This is a genomic window from Phyllobacterium sp. LjRoot231 (assembly GCF_964253365.1).
GTDB lineage: Bacteria > Pseudomonadota > Alphaproteobacteria > Rhizobiales > Rhizobiaceae > Phyllobacterium.
In genome coordinates, this window is sequence record NZ_CAXUQT020000001.1 from 4485112 (window position 1) to 4502779 (window position 17668).

Annotated in this window: 18 protein-coding genes; 11 read left to right on the forward strand and 7 right to left on the reverse strand. The window is 56.7% G+C overall.

Annotated features, from left to right (window positions below; all coding sequences use genetic code 11):
* Position 1: 1 nt before the first annotated feature.
* Positions 2-1213, reverse strand: a complete 1212-nt coding sequence (gene glcE / locus ACSQ3H_RS22370; protein ID WP_436119069.1) for a glycolate oxidase subunit GlcE — start codon at positions 1211-1213, stop codon at positions 2-4.
* A 2-nt stretch (positions 1214-1215) separates the two neighbouring features.
* Positions 1216-2712: an FAD-linked oxidase C-terminal domain-containing protein gene (locus tag ACSQ3H_RS22375; RefSeq protein ID WP_436119070.1), complete on the reverse strand. Its 1497-nt coding sequence runs from the start codon at positions 2710-2712 to the stop codon at positions 1216-1218.
* Between the two features lie 123 nt (positions 2713-2835).
* On the opposite strand from ACSQ3H_RS22375, the gene ACSQ3H_RS22380 reads away from it, so the two are divergent.
* Positions 2836-3570, forward strand: coding sequence for a metallophosphoesterase family protein (locus ACSQ3H_RS22380; RefSeq protein WP_436119071.1), 735 nt, complete (start codon positions 2836-2838; stop codon positions 3568-3570).
* Positions 3571-3579: 9 nt separating this feature from the next.
* Here the strand turns inward: ACSQ3H_RS22380 and ACSQ3H_RS22385 are convergent, their stop codons facing one another.
* Entirely contained in the window at positions 3580-3720 is a 141-nt protein-coding gene (locus ACSQ3H_RS22385) for a hypothetical protein (RefSeq protein ID WP_436119072.1), read from the reverse strand.
* Positions 3721-3899: 179 nt separating this feature from the next.
* A complete protein-coding gene (locus ACSQ3H_RS22390; protein ID WP_436119539.1) occupies positions 3900-4598 on the reverse strand; it encodes a type 1 glutamine amidotransferase in 699 nt (232 codons plus the stop codon).
* Positions 4599-4670: 72 nt separating this feature from the next.
* Here ACSQ3H_RS22390 and ACSQ3H_RS22395 point away from each other — a divergent pair, with 72 nt between their 5' ends.
* Positions 4671-5291, forward strand: a complete 621-nt coding sequence (locus tag ACSQ3H_RS22395) for a hypothetical protein (RefSeq protein WP_436119073.1) — start codon at positions 4671-4673, stop codon at positions 5289-5291.
* Here the strand turns inward: ACSQ3H_RS22395 and ACSQ3H_RS22400 are convergent.
* Positions 5281-6180, reverse strand: a complete 900-nt coding sequence (locus ACSQ3H_RS22400; RefSeq protein ID WP_436119074.1) for a DMT family transporter — start codon at positions 6178-6180, stop codon at positions 5281-5283. The two genes, ACSQ3H_RS22395 and ACSQ3H_RS22400, sit on opposite strands and share 11 nt — an antisense overlap.
* Positions 6181-6313: 133 nt before the next feature.
* On the opposite strand from ACSQ3H_RS22400, the gene ACSQ3H_RS22405 reads away from it, so the two are divergent.
* The 7 genes from ACSQ3H_RS22405 to ACSQ3H_RS22435 all read left to right on the forward strand — a co-directional run bounded on the left by ACSQ3H_RS22405 (position 6314) and on the right by ACSQ3H_RS22435 (position 13673).
* Complete coding sequence (locus ACSQ3H_RS22405; RefSeq protein WP_436119075.1) at positions 6314-6751, forward strand: Lrp/AsnC family transcriptional regulator; 438 nt, start codon at positions 6314-6316, stop codon at positions 6749-6751.
* 20 nt (positions 6752-6771) lie between these two features.
* Positions 6772-7506, forward strand: coding sequence for a 16S rRNA (uracil(1498)-N(3))-methyltransferase (locus tag ACSQ3H_RS22410; RefSeq protein WP_436119076.1), 735 nt, complete (start codon positions 6772-6774; stop codon positions 7504-7506).
* 104 nt (positions 7507-7610) lie between these two features.
* Positions 7611-8984 carry a glutamate--cysteine ligase gene (locus ACSQ3H_RS22415; RefSeq protein WP_436119077.1) on the forward strand — a complete coding sequence of 458 codons (1374 nt, stop codon included), beginning with the start codon at positions 7611-7613 and terminating at the stop codon, positions 8982-8984.
* 286 nt (positions 8985-9270) lie between these two features.
* Positions 9271-10665: a glutamate--cysteine ligase gene (locus ACSQ3H_RS22420; protein WP_436119078.1), complete on the forward strand. Its 1395-nt coding sequence runs from the start codon at positions 9271-9273 to the stop codon at positions 10663-10665.
* A 20-nt stretch (positions 10666-10685) separates the two neighbouring features.
* Positions 10686-11429: an SDR family oxidoreductase gene (locus tag ACSQ3H_RS22425; protein WP_436119079.1), complete on the forward strand. Its 744-nt coding sequence runs from the start codon at positions 10686-10688 to the stop codon at positions 11427-11429.
* Between the two features lie 87 nt (positions 11430-11516).
* On the forward strand, positions 11517-12455 hold the full coding sequence (locus ACSQ3H_RS22430) for a phosphoribosylaminoimidazolesuccinocarboxamide synthase (protein WP_436119080.1): 939 nt from the start codon (positions 11517-11519) through the stop codon (positions 12453-12455).
* A gap of 78 nt (positions 12456-12533) precedes the next feature.
* Complete coding sequence (locus ACSQ3H_RS22435; protein WP_436119081.1) at positions 12534-13673, forward strand: DUF937 domain-containing protein; 1140 nt, start codon at positions 12534-12536, stop codon at positions 13671-13673.
* A 124-nt stretch (positions 13674-13797) separates the two neighbouring features.
* On the opposite strand, the gene ACSQ3H_RS22440 is transcribed toward ACSQ3H_RS22435, so the two are convergent.
* The gene (locus ACSQ3H_RS22440) at positions 13798-14085 is read right to left on the reverse strand and encodes a DUF1127 domain-containing protein (protein WP_436119082.1); all 288 of its coding nucleotides are present in this window, start codon (positions 14083-14085) and stop codon (positions 13798-13800) included.
* A gap of 212 nt (positions 14086-14297) precedes the next feature.
* Between ACSQ3H_RS22440 and ACSQ3H_RS22445 the strand changes: the two genes are divergently transcribed.
* Entirely contained in the window at positions 14298-15254 is a 957-nt protein-coding gene (locus ACSQ3H_RS22445; RefSeq protein ID WP_436119083.1) for a LysR substrate-binding domain-containing protein, read from the forward strand.
* On the opposite strand, the gene ACSQ3H_RS22450 is transcribed toward ACSQ3H_RS22445, so the two are convergent.
* Positions 15255-15845 (reverse strand): DUF2585 domain-containing protein, encoded by a 591-nt coding sequence (locus ACSQ3H_RS22450; RefSeq protein ID WP_436119084.1) that lies wholly within the window; start codon positions 15843-15845, stop codon positions 15255-15257.
* A gap of 114 nt (positions 15846-15959) precedes the next feature.
* Between ACSQ3H_RS22450 and xseA the strand changes: the two genes are divergently transcribed.
* Positions 15960-17543 carry an exodeoxyribonuclease VII large subunit gene (gene xseA / locus ACSQ3H_RS22455; protein WP_436119085.1) on the forward strand — a complete coding sequence of 528 codons (1584 nt, stop codon included), beginning with the start codon at positions 15960-15962 and terminating at the stop codon, positions 17541-17543.
* Positions 17544-17668: the final 125 nt, after the last annotated feature.

The following is a 17668-nucleotide window of genomic DNA, read 5'->3' on the forward strand; positions in this document are numbered from 1 at the left end:
TCTATACTCCTGCGACCATGCGGCCCGGGTTCAATATTCCGCTCGGATCGAATTGCTGCTTGAGCCGCTTCGACAGCGCGGCCAATGGCGCAGCCTGCGGCTCGAACACCGGCACTGCGGCGCGCACACTCGTCGATGCGCGAACGAGAGTGGCATGACCTCCACCATATTTCTTGATGAGAGCACGTACAGCCTCAGCTTCCGGCTCGCCTTCCATGCGCAACCACACGAGCCCACCTTGCCAGTCGTAATAGGCATCGACAGCAGCGCCCATGCGCAGGGAAGCGACGAGTTTGTAAGCTTCCATTGGCACCATCGATACGCGCCAAACGGGTCGGTCGGTACCGTCGGCAAAGGGGATGACATCGCGGACCTCCTGCCACAGTTTACGCGATGTTTCATTGGAGATGTCGGCGATCGTCCCAGCCGACGCCAACAGGCCTTTGAGCATGGTAGCGCGGTCGTTAACCGAGGGCGCAAAACCTTCAAGGCGCAGCAACGTCGATGCTTCGCCCTTAAGCGCGCCGTCGATGACGCGTCCGGATACATTGGCCGGTAGATGGGCAGCGGAAGCCACTTCGCCGCTCGAACCCATGGCAATCGCCATGGCCCGCGCCGCTTCATCATCGGCGAGCCCACGCACAACGAGCGTGGTTTCGGTTTCCGGCGCCGGCAGAACCTTGAAGGTGATTTCCGTGGCAATCCCGAGCGTACCCCACGAATTGGCCATGCCTTTCGACAGATCATACCCGGTCACATTTTTTACAACACGGCCACCGGATTTGAACAGTTCGCCTCGGCCCGACACGACGCGGACGCCGAGCACATGATCGCGCGCAGAGCCCGATTTCAGGCGGCGCGGCCCGCACAGATTGGTGGCAAGCAGGCCGCCGAGGCTACCCTGCCCCGAGACTTGTCCTAGAAGCGGCCCGTAATCCATCGGCTCGAACTGAAACGCCTGGCCGTTCTCGGCGAGCAAGGTTTCGAGTTCGGCAACGGATGTTCCAGCCTTGGCGCTGAGGACCAGTTCATCCGGCTCGTAGAGCGTCACACCAGCATAATCCGACAGTGCGATTGTGTGTTCCGTCTGCGGTGGACGACCGAGACTACGCTTGGAGCCATAGCCGACGACCTCGACCGGCGCCTTTTCGGCAAGTGCCCACTGAACCGCCTCAACGATTTCGTTTTCGGTCTTCGGAGTAAATGTTGTCACACTCAGAATCTCGGAATATCGGGGAATGGCACCTGTCCGCGATGCACATGCATGCGGCCAAGCTCGGCGCATCGATGCAACTGCGGAAACACTTTTCCCGGATTGAGCAGGTGCTTGTCATCAAAGGCGCATTTGACCCTGATCTGCTGGTTGAGATCGATTTCGTTGAACATTTCCGGCATCAGTTCACGCTTTTCCACACCAACGCCATGCTCGCCCGTCAACACGCCGCCAACCTTGACACAGAGCCGCAGGATATCAGCGCCGAAATCTTCGGCCTTGTGCAGTTCTTCCGGGATATTCGCATCGTAGAGAATGAGCGGATGCAAATTACCATCGCCAGCATGAAAGACATTGGCGACGCGAAGGCCATATTTTTCCGATAGTTCGCGCATGCCCGCCAGCACTTTCGGCAGTTCTTTGCGCGGAATCGTGCCATCCATGCAGAGATAGTCCGGTGAGATGCGTCCGACCGCGGGGAAGGCCGCCTTGCGGCCGGCCCAGAACGTCATGCGTTCCTCTTCGCTTTGCGAGATCACGCAAGTCGTCGCGCCGTTTTGGCGAGCGATGGTTTCCACCATGCTGATGAGGTGATCAACCTCGACCACCGGGCCGTCCAGCTCGATAATCAGCAACGCCTCCACATCAAGCGGATAGCCCGCATGGACGAAATCCTCGGCCGCATGTATCGCCGGGCGGTCCATCATCTCCATCCCGCCCGGAATGATGCCGGCTGCGATGATGTCGGCGACGCATTGGCCGGCTTCCTCGCTTGTTGGAAAGCCTACCATCAGCGCGCGTGCTGTCGTCGGTTTTTGCAAGATGCGCACAGTGACTTCAGTGACGACGCCAAGCAATCCCTCCGAGCCGGTCATCAGGCCAAGAAGATCATAACCTTCCGAATCGAGGTGCTTGCCGCCGAGCCGGATCACTTCGCCGGTGATCAGCACCATTTCAAGACCAAGGACGTTGTTTGCGGTGAGCCCGTATTTCAGACAGTGCACGCCGCCGGAATTTTCCGCGACATTGCCGCCGATCGAGCAGGCAATCTGCGAAGACGGGTCGGGCGCATAGTAGAAGCCCTCATGTTGCACCGCATTGGTGATGCCGAGATTAGTCACACCCGGTTGCACGACGGCAACGCGATTCGGATAGTCGATTTCCAAAATCTGATTGAAGCGCGACATGACCAGCAGTACCGCGTCTTCGAGCGGCAAAGCGCCTCCCGACAGGGACGTTCCGGAACCACGCGGCACGACCTTCACATTGTTCTCGTGGCAATATTTGAGGACGCGCGAAACCTGCGCCACTGTTTGCGGCAGGACGACCACCAGCGGCAGTTGGCGATAGGCGGTCAGAGCATCCGATTCAAATACCCGCATCGCATTGGTGGCATCCACGACACCCTCGCCCGGAACGATTGCCTGCAGCGCCGCAACGATGTCCAAACGGCGGGACATGGTCGCGTCGTCGGCTTTCGGCATCAGCAGTCCGGACATGGAAACTCCCTAACTCTGCTATTCCAACTTCTAGCGGTATGACATTATCCGTTCAAGCGGTTTGCAACAGTGTTTCAAAGAGGTATCGCATAACTGGCACGCTTATTGAAAGATAATTGCACAATGAAAACAGTTGATTTCAAACATGCCCGGGGACCCGACAGGCTGCGTGTCTATGCCATTGGCGATGTGCACGGCCGGCTCGATCTTTTGCAGGAAATGCATCGGCTCATTCAGGCGGAGAACGAGAAATCACCGCCTTTTGACTGGGTGATTATTCATCTCGGCGACTACGTCGATCGTGGTCCTGATTCAAAAGGTGTGCTTGATCTTTTGGTCAGCGCACAGAAGAAGACGCACCGAATGCTGGCTATCGCAGGAAATCACGATATCGGCTTCCTCGAATTTCTCGCTACGGGCGCGCCCAATGGAGTCTTCGCATACAATGGCGGCCGTCAGACCGCACTTTCCTATGGCGTTTCGATCGATTTCAATGATCTGCGATCTACCATCGCAGGGCGATATGCTCTGCTCCGCGCAGTTCCACCGGAGCATGTGGAATTTCTTCGCGGCCTGAAGCGGTCAATGGTTTTTGGCGATTTTTTCTTCTGCCACGCCGGTATCCGGCCGGGCATCGACCTCGATAACCAGGACCCGGACGATCTCATCTGGATCAGGCAACAATTCCTTGACGAGCCACGGCTCTATCCAAAAGTCATCATCCACGGCCATACACCGGTCACCGACGTGGAGATCAGGCCAAACCGGATCAATCTGGATACTGGCGCCGTTTTCAGCGGTCGTCTCAGTGCGATCGCGATCGACGCCGAGAAAAAGTTTTTCCTGGAAGCGGTGTGAAACCGGCTATCAGCGGAAAGAAGTACTAACGCCGTAGCCGTCGCTGGAAACCGTATGGCCACCGGCATCGACCGAGAACAGACCTGCGCCCATGAAGAGGATGGCTGAGAGCATCACGGCAGTCAAAAGGGCAGCACTCTTGGTGGTCATTTCGGGCGTTTCCATCGGTTTCTATTGGTCTGGCTTCATGCCAGTTGACCAGCGTGGCCAATAAAGGACACAACAATTACCAACTAGTGAATCGAAGACACGCTCCCCACGAATCCCGACATCCAATTTGATTCAGAATTAGGCTGTTGCAGAGTTGCAACGAAATCGTGAATGGTCGCCTAAATCAGCGCGACCCAAGCGCGAGCGAGGGCCAGTCCAGCCGCATCTGCGGCGGCTCCATTGCGCTCGACATGTGTCCGGTAATTGGCCAGCCATGCCGCATGATTATTCACAATCTGATCGTGGAAGACGCGCGTCCACTCATCCACAAGGCGGGTATCGGCTTCGAAGTGAAACTGGATTCCGTAGACCGCACGGCCGATACGAAATGCCTGGTTTCTGGTCATGGCGCTGGACGCGAGATGCACACCCCCCTCAGGCAGCGAGAAAGTATCGCTGTGCCAGTGAAAGATCGGGAACTGATGCGAAACGGCAGACAGGATCGGGTCGGATATCGCCTCGGGTGTTCCGGTCACCTCATGCCATCCGAATTCAGTCGGACGGCCGAGAATATTCTCCGCACCATAGCCGCGCGCGACGAGTTGACTGCCGAGGCAAATGCCTAGGACGGCCTTGTCGGCATCGCCGAAGCGTTTGATCAGCCGCGCCAGTCCAGGAAGATAGGGATAGGTGTCGTCGGCAAGGGCATTCTGGTCGCCGCCGAGCACGACGAGCGCATCATGATCCGAATCATCGTCCGGCAGGATTTCACCAAGATAGGGCTGACGCAGATCGATTGTAGCGTCTGCTTCTTCCAATGCGCGGCCGACCTGCCCGAGACCTGTATCCTGATAGTTCTGAACGACGAGAACGCGCATGCAGCCTGCCTGATGATCGCAATAATGGGGATTCTCGGATAGCATGCGCCCCCGAGAGTCGGAAGCCATCAAATGACCCTGCAAAACCGTGTCACACCTTTCGGTGACGTTGTCGCTGTGCCATATCGTGGTGCGTTGATGGGGAATCGTGGGATCATCCACGATCCGGCGACCCGCACTTTGCTGAAAAGGCGCTGGACGACCAGAGCCTGGATAATTTGCGTCTGCGAATATAAAGGCGTGCGGCGCGATGTTATGGCCCGCCGAAGCTGGACCGAACTGTTCTTTTTTGATGAAGCGACAGCGCTCGCAGCAGGCCACCGTCCGTGTTTCTATTGCCAGCGGCAACGGGCGAAGGCCTTTCAAGCGGCTTGGGCTGACGGCAATGAAACTTTTATCCAGCCTGCTCCTGCCATGGACGCGGTCCTGCACAGGGAGCGGCTAGATGCAAAGGGCGGTAAAAGACTGCATCCCATCGAAGGTCAAGTAAAAGATTTACCGAATGGGGCGATGATTGCCAGTGGTGAAGGCACCTATGTTGTCAAAGAGGGCGTGACATATCTTTGGTCGTGGGAGGGCTATGCTCTATCAGATACGCCTGCACAGGACATCATGCTCCTCACACCACCTTCTACGCTCCAGGCACTGAGAGCGGGCTATGACCCGCTCGTTCGCTTGTGCATCAAGCCTTGACGCTCGCAGGAACTGACCTGCGGATTGTCCAGCCGAGGCTCGTGCCCGCCGCGGCGATCAGAATAGCAGCGGATCCGATCAGTTGGCTCGGCTGCAGCGCGTGTCCGAAGGCGATGTAGTCCACCAGGATCGCAGCAATCGGATAGATGAAGGAGAGCGAGCCCGTAATGTGTGTCGGCAACTTCTGAATGGCGCTATAGAGCAGGATATACATCAGACCGGTATGGACCACGCCGATCGTTACGAGACTGCTCCATTCTCCCGTGCTTTGCGGCAACGCGGAAAAATCGGCAAGCGGCGCAAGCATGACAATACCGACACAGACTTGAATGAGCGCGATGAGATGCGGCGGCGTACCTTTCAGGCGCTTTGCAACGATTGATGCGATCGCATAAAGAAAGGCTGCACCGAGGGACAGGGCAATACCTGTCATATAGTCCGAGCCATTATAGGCGCCGCCGGGCTTGGCTTGCACGATCAGCAGCATTCCGGCGAAGGCGAAACCCAGCCAGAAGAGCTTTGTCGCGGTGAGTTTTTCCTTGAAAATCAACGCGCCCAGACCAACCAGCATGAATGGCTGGACGTTATAGACCGTGGTGGCGATGGCGATGGAGGCACGTGAATAAGCGGCGAAGAGCAGAACCCAGTTCAACACGATTGCGATACCGCCAATGACGGCAAGCCCGAAGAGTTTCAGCGAAATGGCATCACGTCGCAGCAGACCGAGCGCCCCGCAGACAGCGAGCAACGTCATTGCACCAATGGCGCAGCGCCAGAACACAACCGACAGAACCGGTTGGCCTGACATCAACACGAACCAGCCGATTGTTCCCGAAATGATCATGGCGGCGGTCATTTCGACACTGCCCCTCAACACATCTTTTTCCATGTCGATACACCTTTTGTTGATCCGGCTAAGGGTATGCGGGGAGCAGGGAATTTGATATACGTCACCAAAGGCCAAATCTGAATTTTACCTTATTATTGCAGGCAAATCAAAATAGCAGCCTTCGGAGGACGCCATGCTTGATGAACTTGACCGAACGATCATCGAAATTCTCGTTGATGATGCGCGTATATCGCTAAAGGAACTTAGCAATCAGGTGGGCCTGTCTTCGCCCAGCGTTTCCGAGCGGTTGCGCCGCCTCGAAGAGAAAAAAGTGATTCGCTCTTTTACGATCGACATCGATCCTGTCGCTCTCGGCTACAGCCTCACGGCGATCGTGCGCGTCAGGCCATTACCCGGCATGCTGCACATCGTCGAAAAGCTGATACAGGAAACGCCGGAAATCACCGAATGCGACAAGGTCACAGGTGACGATTGCTTCATTGGTAAATTACAATTCCGGACGATGGAACAACTCGACATGATACTCGACCGTCTGGCGGAAAGGGCCGAGACAAACACTTCTATTGTCAAGTCCTCGCCGGTCAAACGCCGCCTGCCGCCACTCAGTTAAATCCAACTTCCGGGTATCCAATGCGTGCGAATTACAAAATGCAGCGGCTCTACATCACCGCCGGCCTAGCCGCAGGAACGCGCGCCGAGACGGGCCCCGAAGCCATCAATTATCTCGCCAATGTGCTGCGGATGAAGGAGGGCGATGAAATCCTCGTGTTCAACGGGCGTGATGGCGAATGGCGTGCGGCATTGCGGTTTGAAAGCAAGAAAAAGCTGTTCCTTGAGCCGCTGGAACAGACTCGCCAACAGCCCGCCGCGCCCGATCTCCTCTATTGCTTCGCACCGTTGAAACAGGGCCGGCTCGACTATCTGGTCCAGAAGGCGGTGGAGATGGGCGCAGGCGTCCTACAGCCGGTCATAACCCAGCATACTCAGGTCTCTCGTGTCGGGACGGAGCGAATTGAGGCCAATGCGATCGAGGCCGCCGAGCAATGCGGCGTGCTGGCAATCCCGCAGACGCGTGAGCCTGTAAAGCTCGAAAAGCTGATTGAGGGCTGGGACGATCAGCGCCGGCTCATTTTCTGCGATGAGGGGCATGAGACGCACAATCCCCTGCCGCAGCTGCAATCGCTCCCGCGTGGCCCGCTTGGCGTGATCATCGGGCCGGAAGGCGGCTTTTCCGACCAGGAACGCGAAACCTTGCGTAAGCAGCCCTTTGTCACCGCGATTCCACTTGGCCCGCGTATCCTGCGGGCGGATACGGCCGCCGTTGCGGCCCTCGCATTGATTCAGGCGACGATCGGCGATTGGTGAGTTACAAATACTCTTGATGAGACCATAAGCGAAATTTGCTTGCGCTCATCCGCGAAAACGGTCAATCACGCGCGACAATCTCATCATCTCGGAAAGCACCATCCATGGCGCGCGACACGACAGACGAAACACCGATCTCCGGTACCGAAGAACTGGCCACCTATCTTGCGCAAGGATCGAGGCCGGAGTCCGACTGGCGTATCGGCACCGAGCATGAGAAGTTCCCGTTTTACACCGAAGACAATAGCCCGGTTCCCTATGATGGCCCGCGTGGAATCCGCGCTATTCTTGAAGGCATGAAGTCGAAGCTCGGCTGGGAACCGATCATCGACGAAGGCAATATTATCGGCCTTGTCGAGCCGACCGGTCAGGGTGCGATCTCGCTTGAACCGGGCGGACAGTTCGAACTTTCGGGCGCACCGCTTCTCACTATTCACCAGACCTGCCGCGAATCCAATGCGCATCTGGCACAGGTGCGCGAAATCGCTGAACCGCTTGGTATCCGTTTTCTTGGTCTCGGCGGCAGCCCAAAATGGACGCTCGCTGAAACGCCGCGCATGCCGAAGTCACGCTACAACATCATGTCCAACTACATGCCGAAAGTCGGCAAGGACGGACTGAACATGATGTATCGCACCTGCACGATCCAGGTGAATCTCGACTTCTTGTCCGAAACCGATATGCGGCGCAAGATGCAGGTTTCAGTGAAGTTGCAATCCATCGCGACGGCGCTCTTCGCCATGTCACCCTTTACCGAAGGTAAGCCGAACGGTCTGTTGTCATGGCGTTCAAACATATGGCGCGATACGGATAACAACCGTTCGGGCGTCTTGCCGTTCATCTTCAATGAGAATTTCGGCTTTGCCGACTATGTCGAATGGGCGCTCGACGTGCCGATGTATTTCGTCATGCGCCATGGCCGCTATCACGATTGTACCCATGTGACGTTCCGGCAATTCATGCATGGCGCGCTGAAGGATTCCATCCCGGAAGGCACGCCGAATATGGGCGACTGGACAAATCATTTATCGACGCTGTTTCCGGAAGTGCGGCTGAAGCGCTTCCTCGAAATGCGTGGGGCTGACGGGGGACCCTGGCGGCGCATTTGCGCGCTTCCAGCATTCTGGGTGGGCCTGCTCTATGACTCAGAGGCATTGGATGCCGCTGAAGCCATGACCCGCGACTGGACCTATCCGGAAGTCCAAACTCTGCGCGACGAGGTTCCGGCAAAAGGGCTGCAGGCTACGCTGCGCAACCGCTCCGTCCATGAAATATCGCGCGACGTGCTGGCGATTTCACGCCTCGGCTTGAAGAACCGTGCAAAGCTCAATAGTGAAGGATTCGACGAGACGCATTATCTCTCGTCGCTGGAGGAAGTTGTTGCACGTGGCACGACTTCGGCTGAACAGATGCTGTCGCAATACAATACAGCGTGGGGTAGCTCAGTCGAGCCTGCATTCCTCGAGTACGCATATTGATCGATACTAGACGCGATTACATAGTGTTGATATTTCACGTAAATTGTTGTGTATACATGAATCTGCCAATGGCATATTGATGCCGTCGTGTAATAATTTGTACGCTACTGGACGAAATCTAAATAATGTGTAATACTTTACACGTAGATATGTTTTATAATTGAAGTCGTTTTGCCGCGTAATCAAGGAAATTTGCGCATTAAATGAGCGCGGGTAAAATTTTGCTTGCGCTCATTTTTAAAAGCGGTTCGCGCGCAGCGATCTCATAATATTGGGGAGCTTGTCCATGTCGCGCGATACAGTAGACGAAAGTCCCATTTTCAATATAGAAGAACTGGCAGACTACATTGCGCAAGGTAGCAAACCGCCGTCCGATTGGCGTATTGGTACCGAGCACGAGAAGATCCCGTTTTACACCAACGACAACAGCCCCGTACCCTATGATGGTCCGCGCGGTATTCGCGCTATTCTTGAGGGCATGAAATCAAAGCTTGGCTGGGATCCGATAATGGACGAGGGGTATATCATCGGCCTTGTCGAACCGATGAACGGCGTGCATAAACCGGCGGGTCCGATTGCCATATCTCTTGAACCGGGTGGCCAATTCGAGCTCTCCGGCGCGCCGGTCAAGTCACTCCATGAAACTTGCGGCGAGACCGGTTCCCATGTGGCGCAAGTGCAGGAAATCGCCGAACCGCTGGGAATTCGTTTCCTTGGCGTCGGCGGCAGCCCTAAATGGAGCTATGATGAAACGCCGCGCATGCCGAAATCACGCGCGAAAATCATGACGAATTATATGCCGAAGGTCGGTAAAGATGGCCTGAACATGATGTATCGCACCTGCACGGTACAGGTGAATCTGGACTTTTCGTCCGAAACCGACATGCGCCGCAAGATGCAGGTCGGGATGAAGCTGCAACCCATCGCGACGGCGCTCTTTGCCATGTCCCCGTTCACCGAAGGCAAGCCTAACGGCTTCCTGTCGTGGCGCTCGGATATCTGGCGCGATACCGACAACTGCCGGACAGGCATTTTACCGTTCATTTTCAGCGATGATTACGGCTTCGCCGACTATGTCGAATGGGCGCTCGACGTCCCAATGTATTTCGTCATACGCGACCGGCACTATATCGATTGCACGCACGTGACCTTCAGGCAGTTCATGAACGGCGCGCTCAAGGATACCATTCCAGGAGGAACGCCGACCATGGGTGACTGGGCCAATCACTTGACAACGACGTTCCCGGAAGTGCGCCTCAAGCGCTTCATCGAGATGCGCGGCGCGGATGTTGGTCCGATGCGGCGCATCTGCGCCCTCTCCGCGTTTTGGGTAGGCCTGCTCTACGACTCCGAAGCCCTGAATGCTGCTGAAGCGCTTACGCGCCACTGGACCTATCCGGAGGTTCGATATCTGCGTGACGAGGTTCCGGTAAAAGGCCTGCGCGCGACGCTACGCAACCGTTCGGCGCTCGAAATTGCGCGCGAGGTAGTGGAGATCGCGCGCATGGGACTCAAGAACCGAGCCATGCTCAATAGCGAAGGGTATGATGAGACCGTCTATCTTGCGCCCATCGAGGAAGTGATTGCGCGTGGAACGACGTCCGCCGAGGAAATGCTCTCGCAATTCAATACGATTTGGGGTGGTTCGGTCGAACCGGCTTTCGTAGAATACGCTTATTGAGTTAAGCGGAGAATCACTTCTTGAGCAAAACAATCCTGATTACCGGAGCGAGCCGTGGTATCGGCCGCTCTGCAGCGATCCTGGCTGGACAACGTGGCTGGTCGGTCGGCGTCAATTATGTCGGCAACAAATCAGCAGCCGATGAGGTCGTGAAGGCCATTATCTCGGCGGGCGGTAAGGCAAAAGCCATTCAAGGCGATGTTGCTGTCGAAGCGGACGTCATATCCGTATTCGAACAAGCTGCGGAACTGGGCCAACTCGACGGCGTCGTGGTCAACGCCGGTATTGTTGCTCCAGGCTCGCGCCTGATGGATATGGACATCGAACGTATGCGCCGCATCTTCGATGTGAACGTGCTTGGCGCCTATCTCTGTGCACGCGAGGGCGTACGCCATCTCGCCCGCTCGCGTGGCGGCAATGGCGGCTCGATCGTTCTACTGTCCTCTGCGGCGGCACGGCTCGGCGGCCCGAACGAATATGTCGACTATGCCGGCTCGAAAGGTGCCATGGATACGCTGGCGATCGGCTTGTCCAAGGAAGTCGGACCCGAGGGTATTCGCGTCAACGCCGTCCGGCCGGGACTGATCGAAACGGACATCCATGCTAGTGGTGGCCAACCTGACCGGGCGCAACGTCTTGGCGTTACAGCACCGCTTGGTCGAGCCGGAACAGCCGATGAAGTCGGCGAATCCATCGTGTGGCTTTTGAGCGATGCAGCCTCCTATGTGACGGGGGCCATCCTCGACGTCACCGGCGGACGCTAAACGCCTGCAAGCCCGACAATTAGGACTCCCGTTGCGCGCCATATGTGTTATGCGGGAGTCACATCATTTCATGCGGATTTCCGAACCATGCCGAAATACAAAGCGCTGTCCGAAGCCTATATTCCCGAATTGCCGAATTATTACAAAGGCAAGGTCCGCGAAAATTACGATCTGCCGGATGGAAGGCGTATTATCATCGCCACCGACCGCATCAGCGCGTTTGACCGCATTCTTGCGTCCATACCACTGAAAGGCCAGGTGCTGACACAGACAGCGCGTTTCCAGTTCGAACAGACACAGGATATCTGCCCCAATCACGTCATCGAGTATCCAGATCCAAATGTGCTGGTTTGCCGGAAGCTGACCATCCTGCCGGTTGAAATTGTCGTGCGAGGCTATCTCGCCGGAACGACCGGAACATCGATCCTGACGCTTTACAAGACAGGCAAGCGCGAGATGTACGGCTTCACCCTGCCCGATGGCATGCAGGATAATGAAAAGCTGCCGGCACCGATTATCACGCCGACCTCAAAGGCTTTCGATGGCGGCCACGACGAACCGCTGACCGCTGAGGATATTCTGAGCCAGAAACTTCTCACCAAGGAGCAATGGGAAACCATTACGGGCTACGCGCTGAAGCTTTTCGCAAGGGGTCAGGAAATCGCAGCAAGCCGCGGTCTCATTCTCGCGGATACGAAGTACGAATTCGGTACCGACGACGAGGGCAACATCGTGCTGGCCGATGAAATCCATACACCGGATTCGAGCCGCTACTGGTTCGCTGACAGCTATGCCCCCGGCAAGCGGCCGGTCAGTTTCGACAAGGATTTCGTGCGTAACTGGGTCGTAGAACGTTGCGATCCCTACAAGGATGACATTCCGGAGATACCGGAAGACGTGATCGACGCGACGACCAAGGTCTACATTCAGGCCTATGAGAAGATCACTAACCGGAAATTCGAGGCAGGTGACCCGGCGGTTGATCCGTTACAGCGCATTCGCAAGAATCTGGCGAATTACTTTTAGCCATACAAAAGCATTGAAGTCCGTGCGACTACGGCGCTAATCTTCCTTCGCGCATCAGCCCGGAGGAGGATCGGCGACATGAATCTCGTAGACATGTTTGTGAAGGCACAGGGCGGACAAGCGGTCGATGCCCTTTCCAACCAGTTCAATCTCTCCCAGCAGCAGACGGTTGCCGCCCTGGAGGCATTGATGCCCGCATTTTCCCAGGGCCTGCAAAGAAATGCCGCCGATCCCATGGGCTTTGGTGGCTTCGTTCAAGCGCTGTCGGCCGGGCAGCGGGTCAATTACTTTGACAATCCGCAAGCAGCTTTCAATCCCTCGGGCATAGCCAACGGCAAGAACGTTCTCGACCAGCTCTTCGGATCGAAAGACCTGTCGCGGGCCGTGGCCGATCATGCTTCGGCTGTCTCGGGCGTCGGTGCGGACACATTGAAACAGATGCTGCCAGTTATCGCCTCGATGATGATGGGCGGTCTGTACAACAAGTCGACCGGGCAATTTGCTGCCGCTGGGCTTGGTGGTGGTAATGTCATCGGTGATCTGATCGAGCAGATGATGCGCCAGGGCGGCGGTCAAACACCCGCTACTCAGCAAAGCGCACCTGGAGCAGGCGCTAATCCTTGGGGGCAAATATTGGAAAGCATGCTCGGTGGAGGTGCTGCCGGCCAGCAACAGCCGCAAGGCCAGAGCAACCCCTTGGGCAACAACCCGCTAGGCAAGATTTTCGAGGAGATGATGAAGGGTGCTGGCGGCGCGACGCAGCAGGCTCCGACCCCACGTGGCAGTGTCCCCGAGGATGATGCACGTCGAGACACCGCTCCGGGGCAAAACCCCTTCGGCGACAACCCGCTTGGGAAGATATTCGAAGAAATGATGAAAGGTGCAGGCGGCGCGGGATCACAGGCTCCGACACCACGCGGCATACCTCAGGACGATGCACCCCAAGAGACCGCTCAGGGGCAAAATCCGTTTGGCGATAATCCTCTCGGCCAGATTTTCGGAGAAATATTCGGTGGCGGCGCGCAGCAGCGTCCAGCACCACAATCACCACAGCCACAGGCTCAGCAAAGAACGGCGCCTTCCGCTCCTTCGGATAATCCGCTGAAAGACATACTCGGCCAAATGTTCGATACTGGTAAACAGGCCAATGACCAATATCAGAAGGGCCTGGAATCCATTTTCGACCAATATAAGCGCGGTATGGATCGCCACCGCTGAAAAGTGGACAAGAAAAAGCCCGGCCACTTTGCATGTGCAATGTGGGCCGGGCAGGAGGCAGGCGAGGCGCCGGGAGGGGATTCCGGCGTGAATGGGCGCCTGCTAAACAGTCAAATCGTCAGCCTTAGATAATCGAGCGGGCAGCACGAACACGCGACCGTACATCGGCCAATGCGCCCAGTCTTTCACTTGGATCGTCGAGCAGCGATGTCCCAATCGCCGAATGCAGATCGGCGCGGGTGATGCCGATGTCATGCAGCATTTCATCATTCCATTCGCCGAGGCTCAAAATCGTTTTACGATTGCGACGAGCGACGATCATTCGGGTGACAAAGTTTGCAGCCTGCGACGCAAAAGCTGCGATCGTGCGGGTGAAACCAGTTACTTCAGTCGTTGTCGTTGTCGTCGTCATCGCCGTTACTCCTTTTGAAGGGCGATCAAGAAAGTTAAACCGCGCGAAAACCATTTTCCGCGCACCACGCCCGTGCCTGATGACTGAGTCATTTGACACCGGCGCTTCCTGAACATCTCTAAAATGATCCACAATAATTGATTATTCAAACGAATGTTTTTAATGTAAACGTTCAATAATAATGATGGATCAACCATTCCGGGAACATTGCCATGAACGCACCGCTTGATCTCGACCAATTGCAGACATTCACTGCCATCGCTGATCTTGGTAGTTTTACGAGAGCTGCCGACAAGGTAAACAAGACCCAATCCGCCGTTTCTATGCAGATGCGCCGGCTCGAAGAACGCGTTTCGAAAGCGCTTTTCGAACGGGATGGCCGCACCAACCGGCTGACGGAAGATGGCGAGCGTCTGCTGGCCTATGCGCGGCGAATGCTACAGCTCAACAACGAAACGATTGCAGCTTTTGATGATACGCAATTGCAGGGACATATCCGTATCGGCACACCAGACGACTATGCCGACCGGTTTCTGCCCGAAATCATGGCGCGGTTTTCCCGTTCCAATCCTCGCGTCGAACTCTCCGTTGTCTGCGAACCCACTGTCAACCTTGATGAAATGATCCGCAAGGGCCAGCTCGATATTGCACTCGTAACGCAGTGCGACGAGCTGCGGCGCTCGGAAGTTGTGCGTAGCGAACAGCTGCTTTGGGTTACCTCGGCGCATCATAATGTTCATGAAGAACAAGTACTTCCGCTGGCAGTCGGCCGTCCTACCTGTATCTGGCGCGCGGCGGCGGTCGATGTGCTGGACTCCATGCATCATGACTACCGCATCCTCTTCACCAGCTGGTCGGCGACAGTTCTCGCAGCCGCAGTTCTGGCGGGCCTTGCCGTCTCGATCCTGCCTGAATGCGCCCTGCGTCCCGGAATGCGCGTCTTGACCGAAGCGGACGGTTTTGGCCGGCTCCCGGAATTCGGCATCGGCATCATGCGCGGTCACACCAAACCATCAGCTATTGTCGACGCGCTGGCGCAGCACATCGTCGAAAGTCTCGACAATCTGTCAATGCCGACGCCGGTCAGCATGACGCAGGCTTCCGCGCCTATTCTGGCGAACCAGCGTCTACGGCAGGTGCGAGCGACTGAACTCGTTCCGGGCTGGTGATTACATTCCGCCTTGCCAGGCTTTGATCGCGTCGAGCGGGTATAGCAGCATCACGATGTTGAGGGTGAGGTTGTCGCGGATAACCCAGCCAGCCAGCAATTCGAAGAAGATCGCCAAGACGATCGTCGGCCAGAGCGGGGCTCTGGCGGCGAAAAAGAAGCCGAGTACCATGAACAATATATCGCTGACGGAGTTCAGAACGCTGTCGCCGACATAACCAAGCGCGATCGTCGCCTCGCGATAGCGGTTGATGACCATGTCGGTGTTTTCGAAGATTTCCCAAGCCGCTTCGACGAATATGGCGATCAAAAGACGTGAGCCGACCGGCAGTTTTCGGGCGACAAGCCAGAGAATGCCATAGAACAGAAAGCCATGGATAATATGCGAAAGCGTGTACCAATCGGCCAAATGCTGTGAATTGTCAGATGAATTCGTCTCGCCGACCCACAGCTTTATTGTGCCGCAGGTGCATATCGGGTTACGGCCCATCAGGAGCAGGATTGCTGCGGCGGCACCAATCATCAGTGCTCCTATCAGCAAATAGTGACGTAGTTTCAAACCCTTGGAATTAACGGCAATATCTGTTGGCATGCCCGCTCCCCTTTTTCCCACAATTGCGGATAGGCGAAATTTCACGAGCTGGCAATGATACAATCGAGGATTGCCGAGGCTTGACCTTCATCACGACGCGACTACGAATAGCCCATGAGCGAAAAGCCCGAATCTGCATCCAATGTTGCCGAATATACGGTCTCCGAAATTTCCGGAGCGTTGAAGCGCACAGTCGAGGACACTTTCGGGCACGTGAGGGTTCGCGGCGAAATTTCGGGGTATCGTGGGCCGCATTCGTCCGGCCATGCCTATTTCTCGCTGAAGGACGACAAGGCACGCATCGAAGCGGTAATCTGGCGCGGCTCTATGAGCCGTCTGCGCTTCCAGCCTGAAGAAGGCATGGAGGTCATCGCCACCGGCAAACTGACCACCTATCCGGGCTCCTCAAAGTATCAGATCGTCATCGAGCAGATGGAGCCGGCCGGTGCCGGTGCGTTGATGGCGCTGCTCGAAGAGCGCAAGCGCAAGCTCGGTGCCGAGGGGCTTTTCGACGCCGCCGCCAAGCAGCGCCTCCCTTTCATGCCGCGCATTATCGGCGTTGTCACATCGCCGACCGGCGCTGTCATCCGCGATATCATCCATCGCATCACGGATCGCTTTCCGCTGCATGTTCTGGTCTGGCCGGTACGGGTGCAGGGCGAAACATCGGGCACCGAAGTTGCCAATGCAGTCAATGGTTTCAACAGGTTAGAAATAGGTGGCGCCCTGCCCCGGCCCGATGTGCTGATCGTGGCGCGCGGCGGCGGCAGCCTTGAAGACCTATGGGGTTTCAACGATGAAGCCGTGGTGCGCGCAGTCGCCGCCTCGCAAATTCCCATCATTTCTGCCGTCGGTCACGAGACTGACTGGACGCTGATCGACCTTGTTGCAGACGTTCGCGCACCGACGCCGACGGGCGCGGCGGAAATGGCCGTACCGGTCAAGGCGGACCTGCAGGCGCACATCGCAACGCTCGGAGCAAGGCTCGCCGCAGGCATGTCGCGCTATCTCGATCGCCGCCGCCAGGCGCAACGGGCACTCGCCCGCGCCCTGCCCTCGGCGGACCAATTGCTTGCGCTGCCGCGACGTCATTTCGATGAGACCGCTGCCCGACTAGGCCGCGCTTTGCAGGCGAATACACAGAAGAAACGCGGCGAATTCGACGGTTGCGCAAGGCAATTATCGCCGCGGCTGCTTGAACAGAGATTTCGCGAAAAGCGTCGTGAAATCAGCGTGTTGGCAAACCGCCTACCCCGCGGGCTCGAGGTGTTTGTACGAGACCGAAGAGGACTTTTCGACAGGCGTGCCGGTCGGCTTTCGATCGAACCAATGGCCCGGCTGGCGCAGCGTGGGAGGCAGCATCTGCAACAGCTGGACCGGCGTCAGGTCCAAGCCGCGGATCTCCTGCTCGACCGGACGAAACGGCGGTGCGGAGAACTCGAACGCCTGATGAAAACCCTGTCATATCAAGGTGTTCTGGAACGCGGTTTCGCTCTCGTTCTCGATCCATCCGGCACGCCCATCAAGCGGGCCGCGGCTGTTTCCGGCGGCGATGATCTAACCCTGCGCTTTCAGGACGGCGAGGTGCAGGCCGTCGCGAAAGACGGTGACGATCGCACCTCACGGGCCAAGGTCGAGCGCCCCGCATCTGCGAAGAAGCCGCCAGTCCCGAGTGGGTCGCAAGGTTCGCTGTTCTAGCCCTGTTTCGCGTCGTCACAACCATTTTACGCGCGTTGGTTGAAAAATCTGCGTCAGAATCGATGATTCTTGAGTAAGATTCAGTGAAACTTGTGCAGGTTTCGAACATTCTTGCGTAAAAACTT

Coding starts and splice junctions, on each gene's coding strand:
- xseA (WP_436119085.1), top strand. CDS start 15,960: ATGAGCGAAAAGCCCGAATCTGCATCCAATGTTGCCGAATATACGGTC.
- ACSQ3H_RS22415 (WP_436119077.1), top strand. CDS start 7,611: ATGGCGCGCGACACGACAGACGAAACACCGATCTCCGGTACCGAAGAA.
- ACSQ3H_RS22405 (WP_436119075.1), top strand. CDS start 6,314: ATGCTTGATGAACTTGACCGAACGATCATCGAAATTCTCGTTGATGAT.
- ACSQ3H_RS22400 (WP_436119074.1), bottom strand. CDS start 6,180: ATGGAAAAAGATGTGTTGAGGGGCAGTGTCGAAATGACCGCCGCCATG.
- ACSQ3H_RS22390 (WP_436119539.1), bottom strand. CDS start 4,598: ATGCGCGTTCTCGTCGTTCAGAACTATCAGGATACAGGTCTCGGGCAG.
- ACSQ3H_RS22380 (WP_436119071.1), top strand. CDS start 2,836: ATGAAAACAGTTGATTTCAAACATGCCCGGGGACCCGACAGGCTGCGT.
- ACSQ3H_RS22430 (WP_436119080.1), top strand. CDS start 11,517: ATGCCGAAATACAAAGCGCTGTCCGAAGCCTATATTCCCGAATTGCCG.
- ACSQ3H_RS22435 (WP_436119081.1), top strand. CDS start 12,534: ATGAATCTCGTAGACATGTTTGTGAAGGCACAGGGCGGACAAGCGGTC.
- ACSQ3H_RS22445 (WP_436119083.1), top strand. CDS start 14,298: ATGAACGCACCGCTTGATCTCGACCAATTGCAGACATTCACTGCCATC.
- ACSQ3H_RS22450 (WP_436119084.1), bottom strand. CDS start 15,845: ATGCCAACAGATATTGCCGTTAATTCCAAGGGTTTGAAACTACGTCAC.
- ACSQ3H_RS22385 (WP_436119072.1), bottom strand. CDS start 3,720: ATGACCACCAAGAGTGCTGCCCTTTTGACTGCCGTGATGCTCTCAGCC.
- ACSQ3H_RS22375 (WP_436119070.1), bottom strand. CDS start 2,712: ATGTCCGGACTGCTGATGCCGAAAGCCGACGACGCGACCATGTCCCGC.
- ACSQ3H_RS22440 (WP_436119082.1), bottom strand. CDS start 14,085: ATGACGACGACAACGACAACGACTGAAGTAACTGGTTTCACCCGCACG.
- ACSQ3H_RS22420 (WP_436119078.1), top strand. CDS start 9,271: ATGTCGCGCGATACAGTAGACGAAAGTCCCATTTTCAATATAGAAGAA.
- ACSQ3H_RS22395 (WP_436119073.1), top strand. CDS start 4,671: ATGACCCTGCAAAACCGTGTCACACCTTTCGGTGACGTTGTCGCTGTG.
- ACSQ3H_RS22410 (WP_436119076.1), top strand. CDS start 6,772: ATGCGTGCGAATTACAAAATGCAGCGGCTCTACATCACCGCCGGCCTA.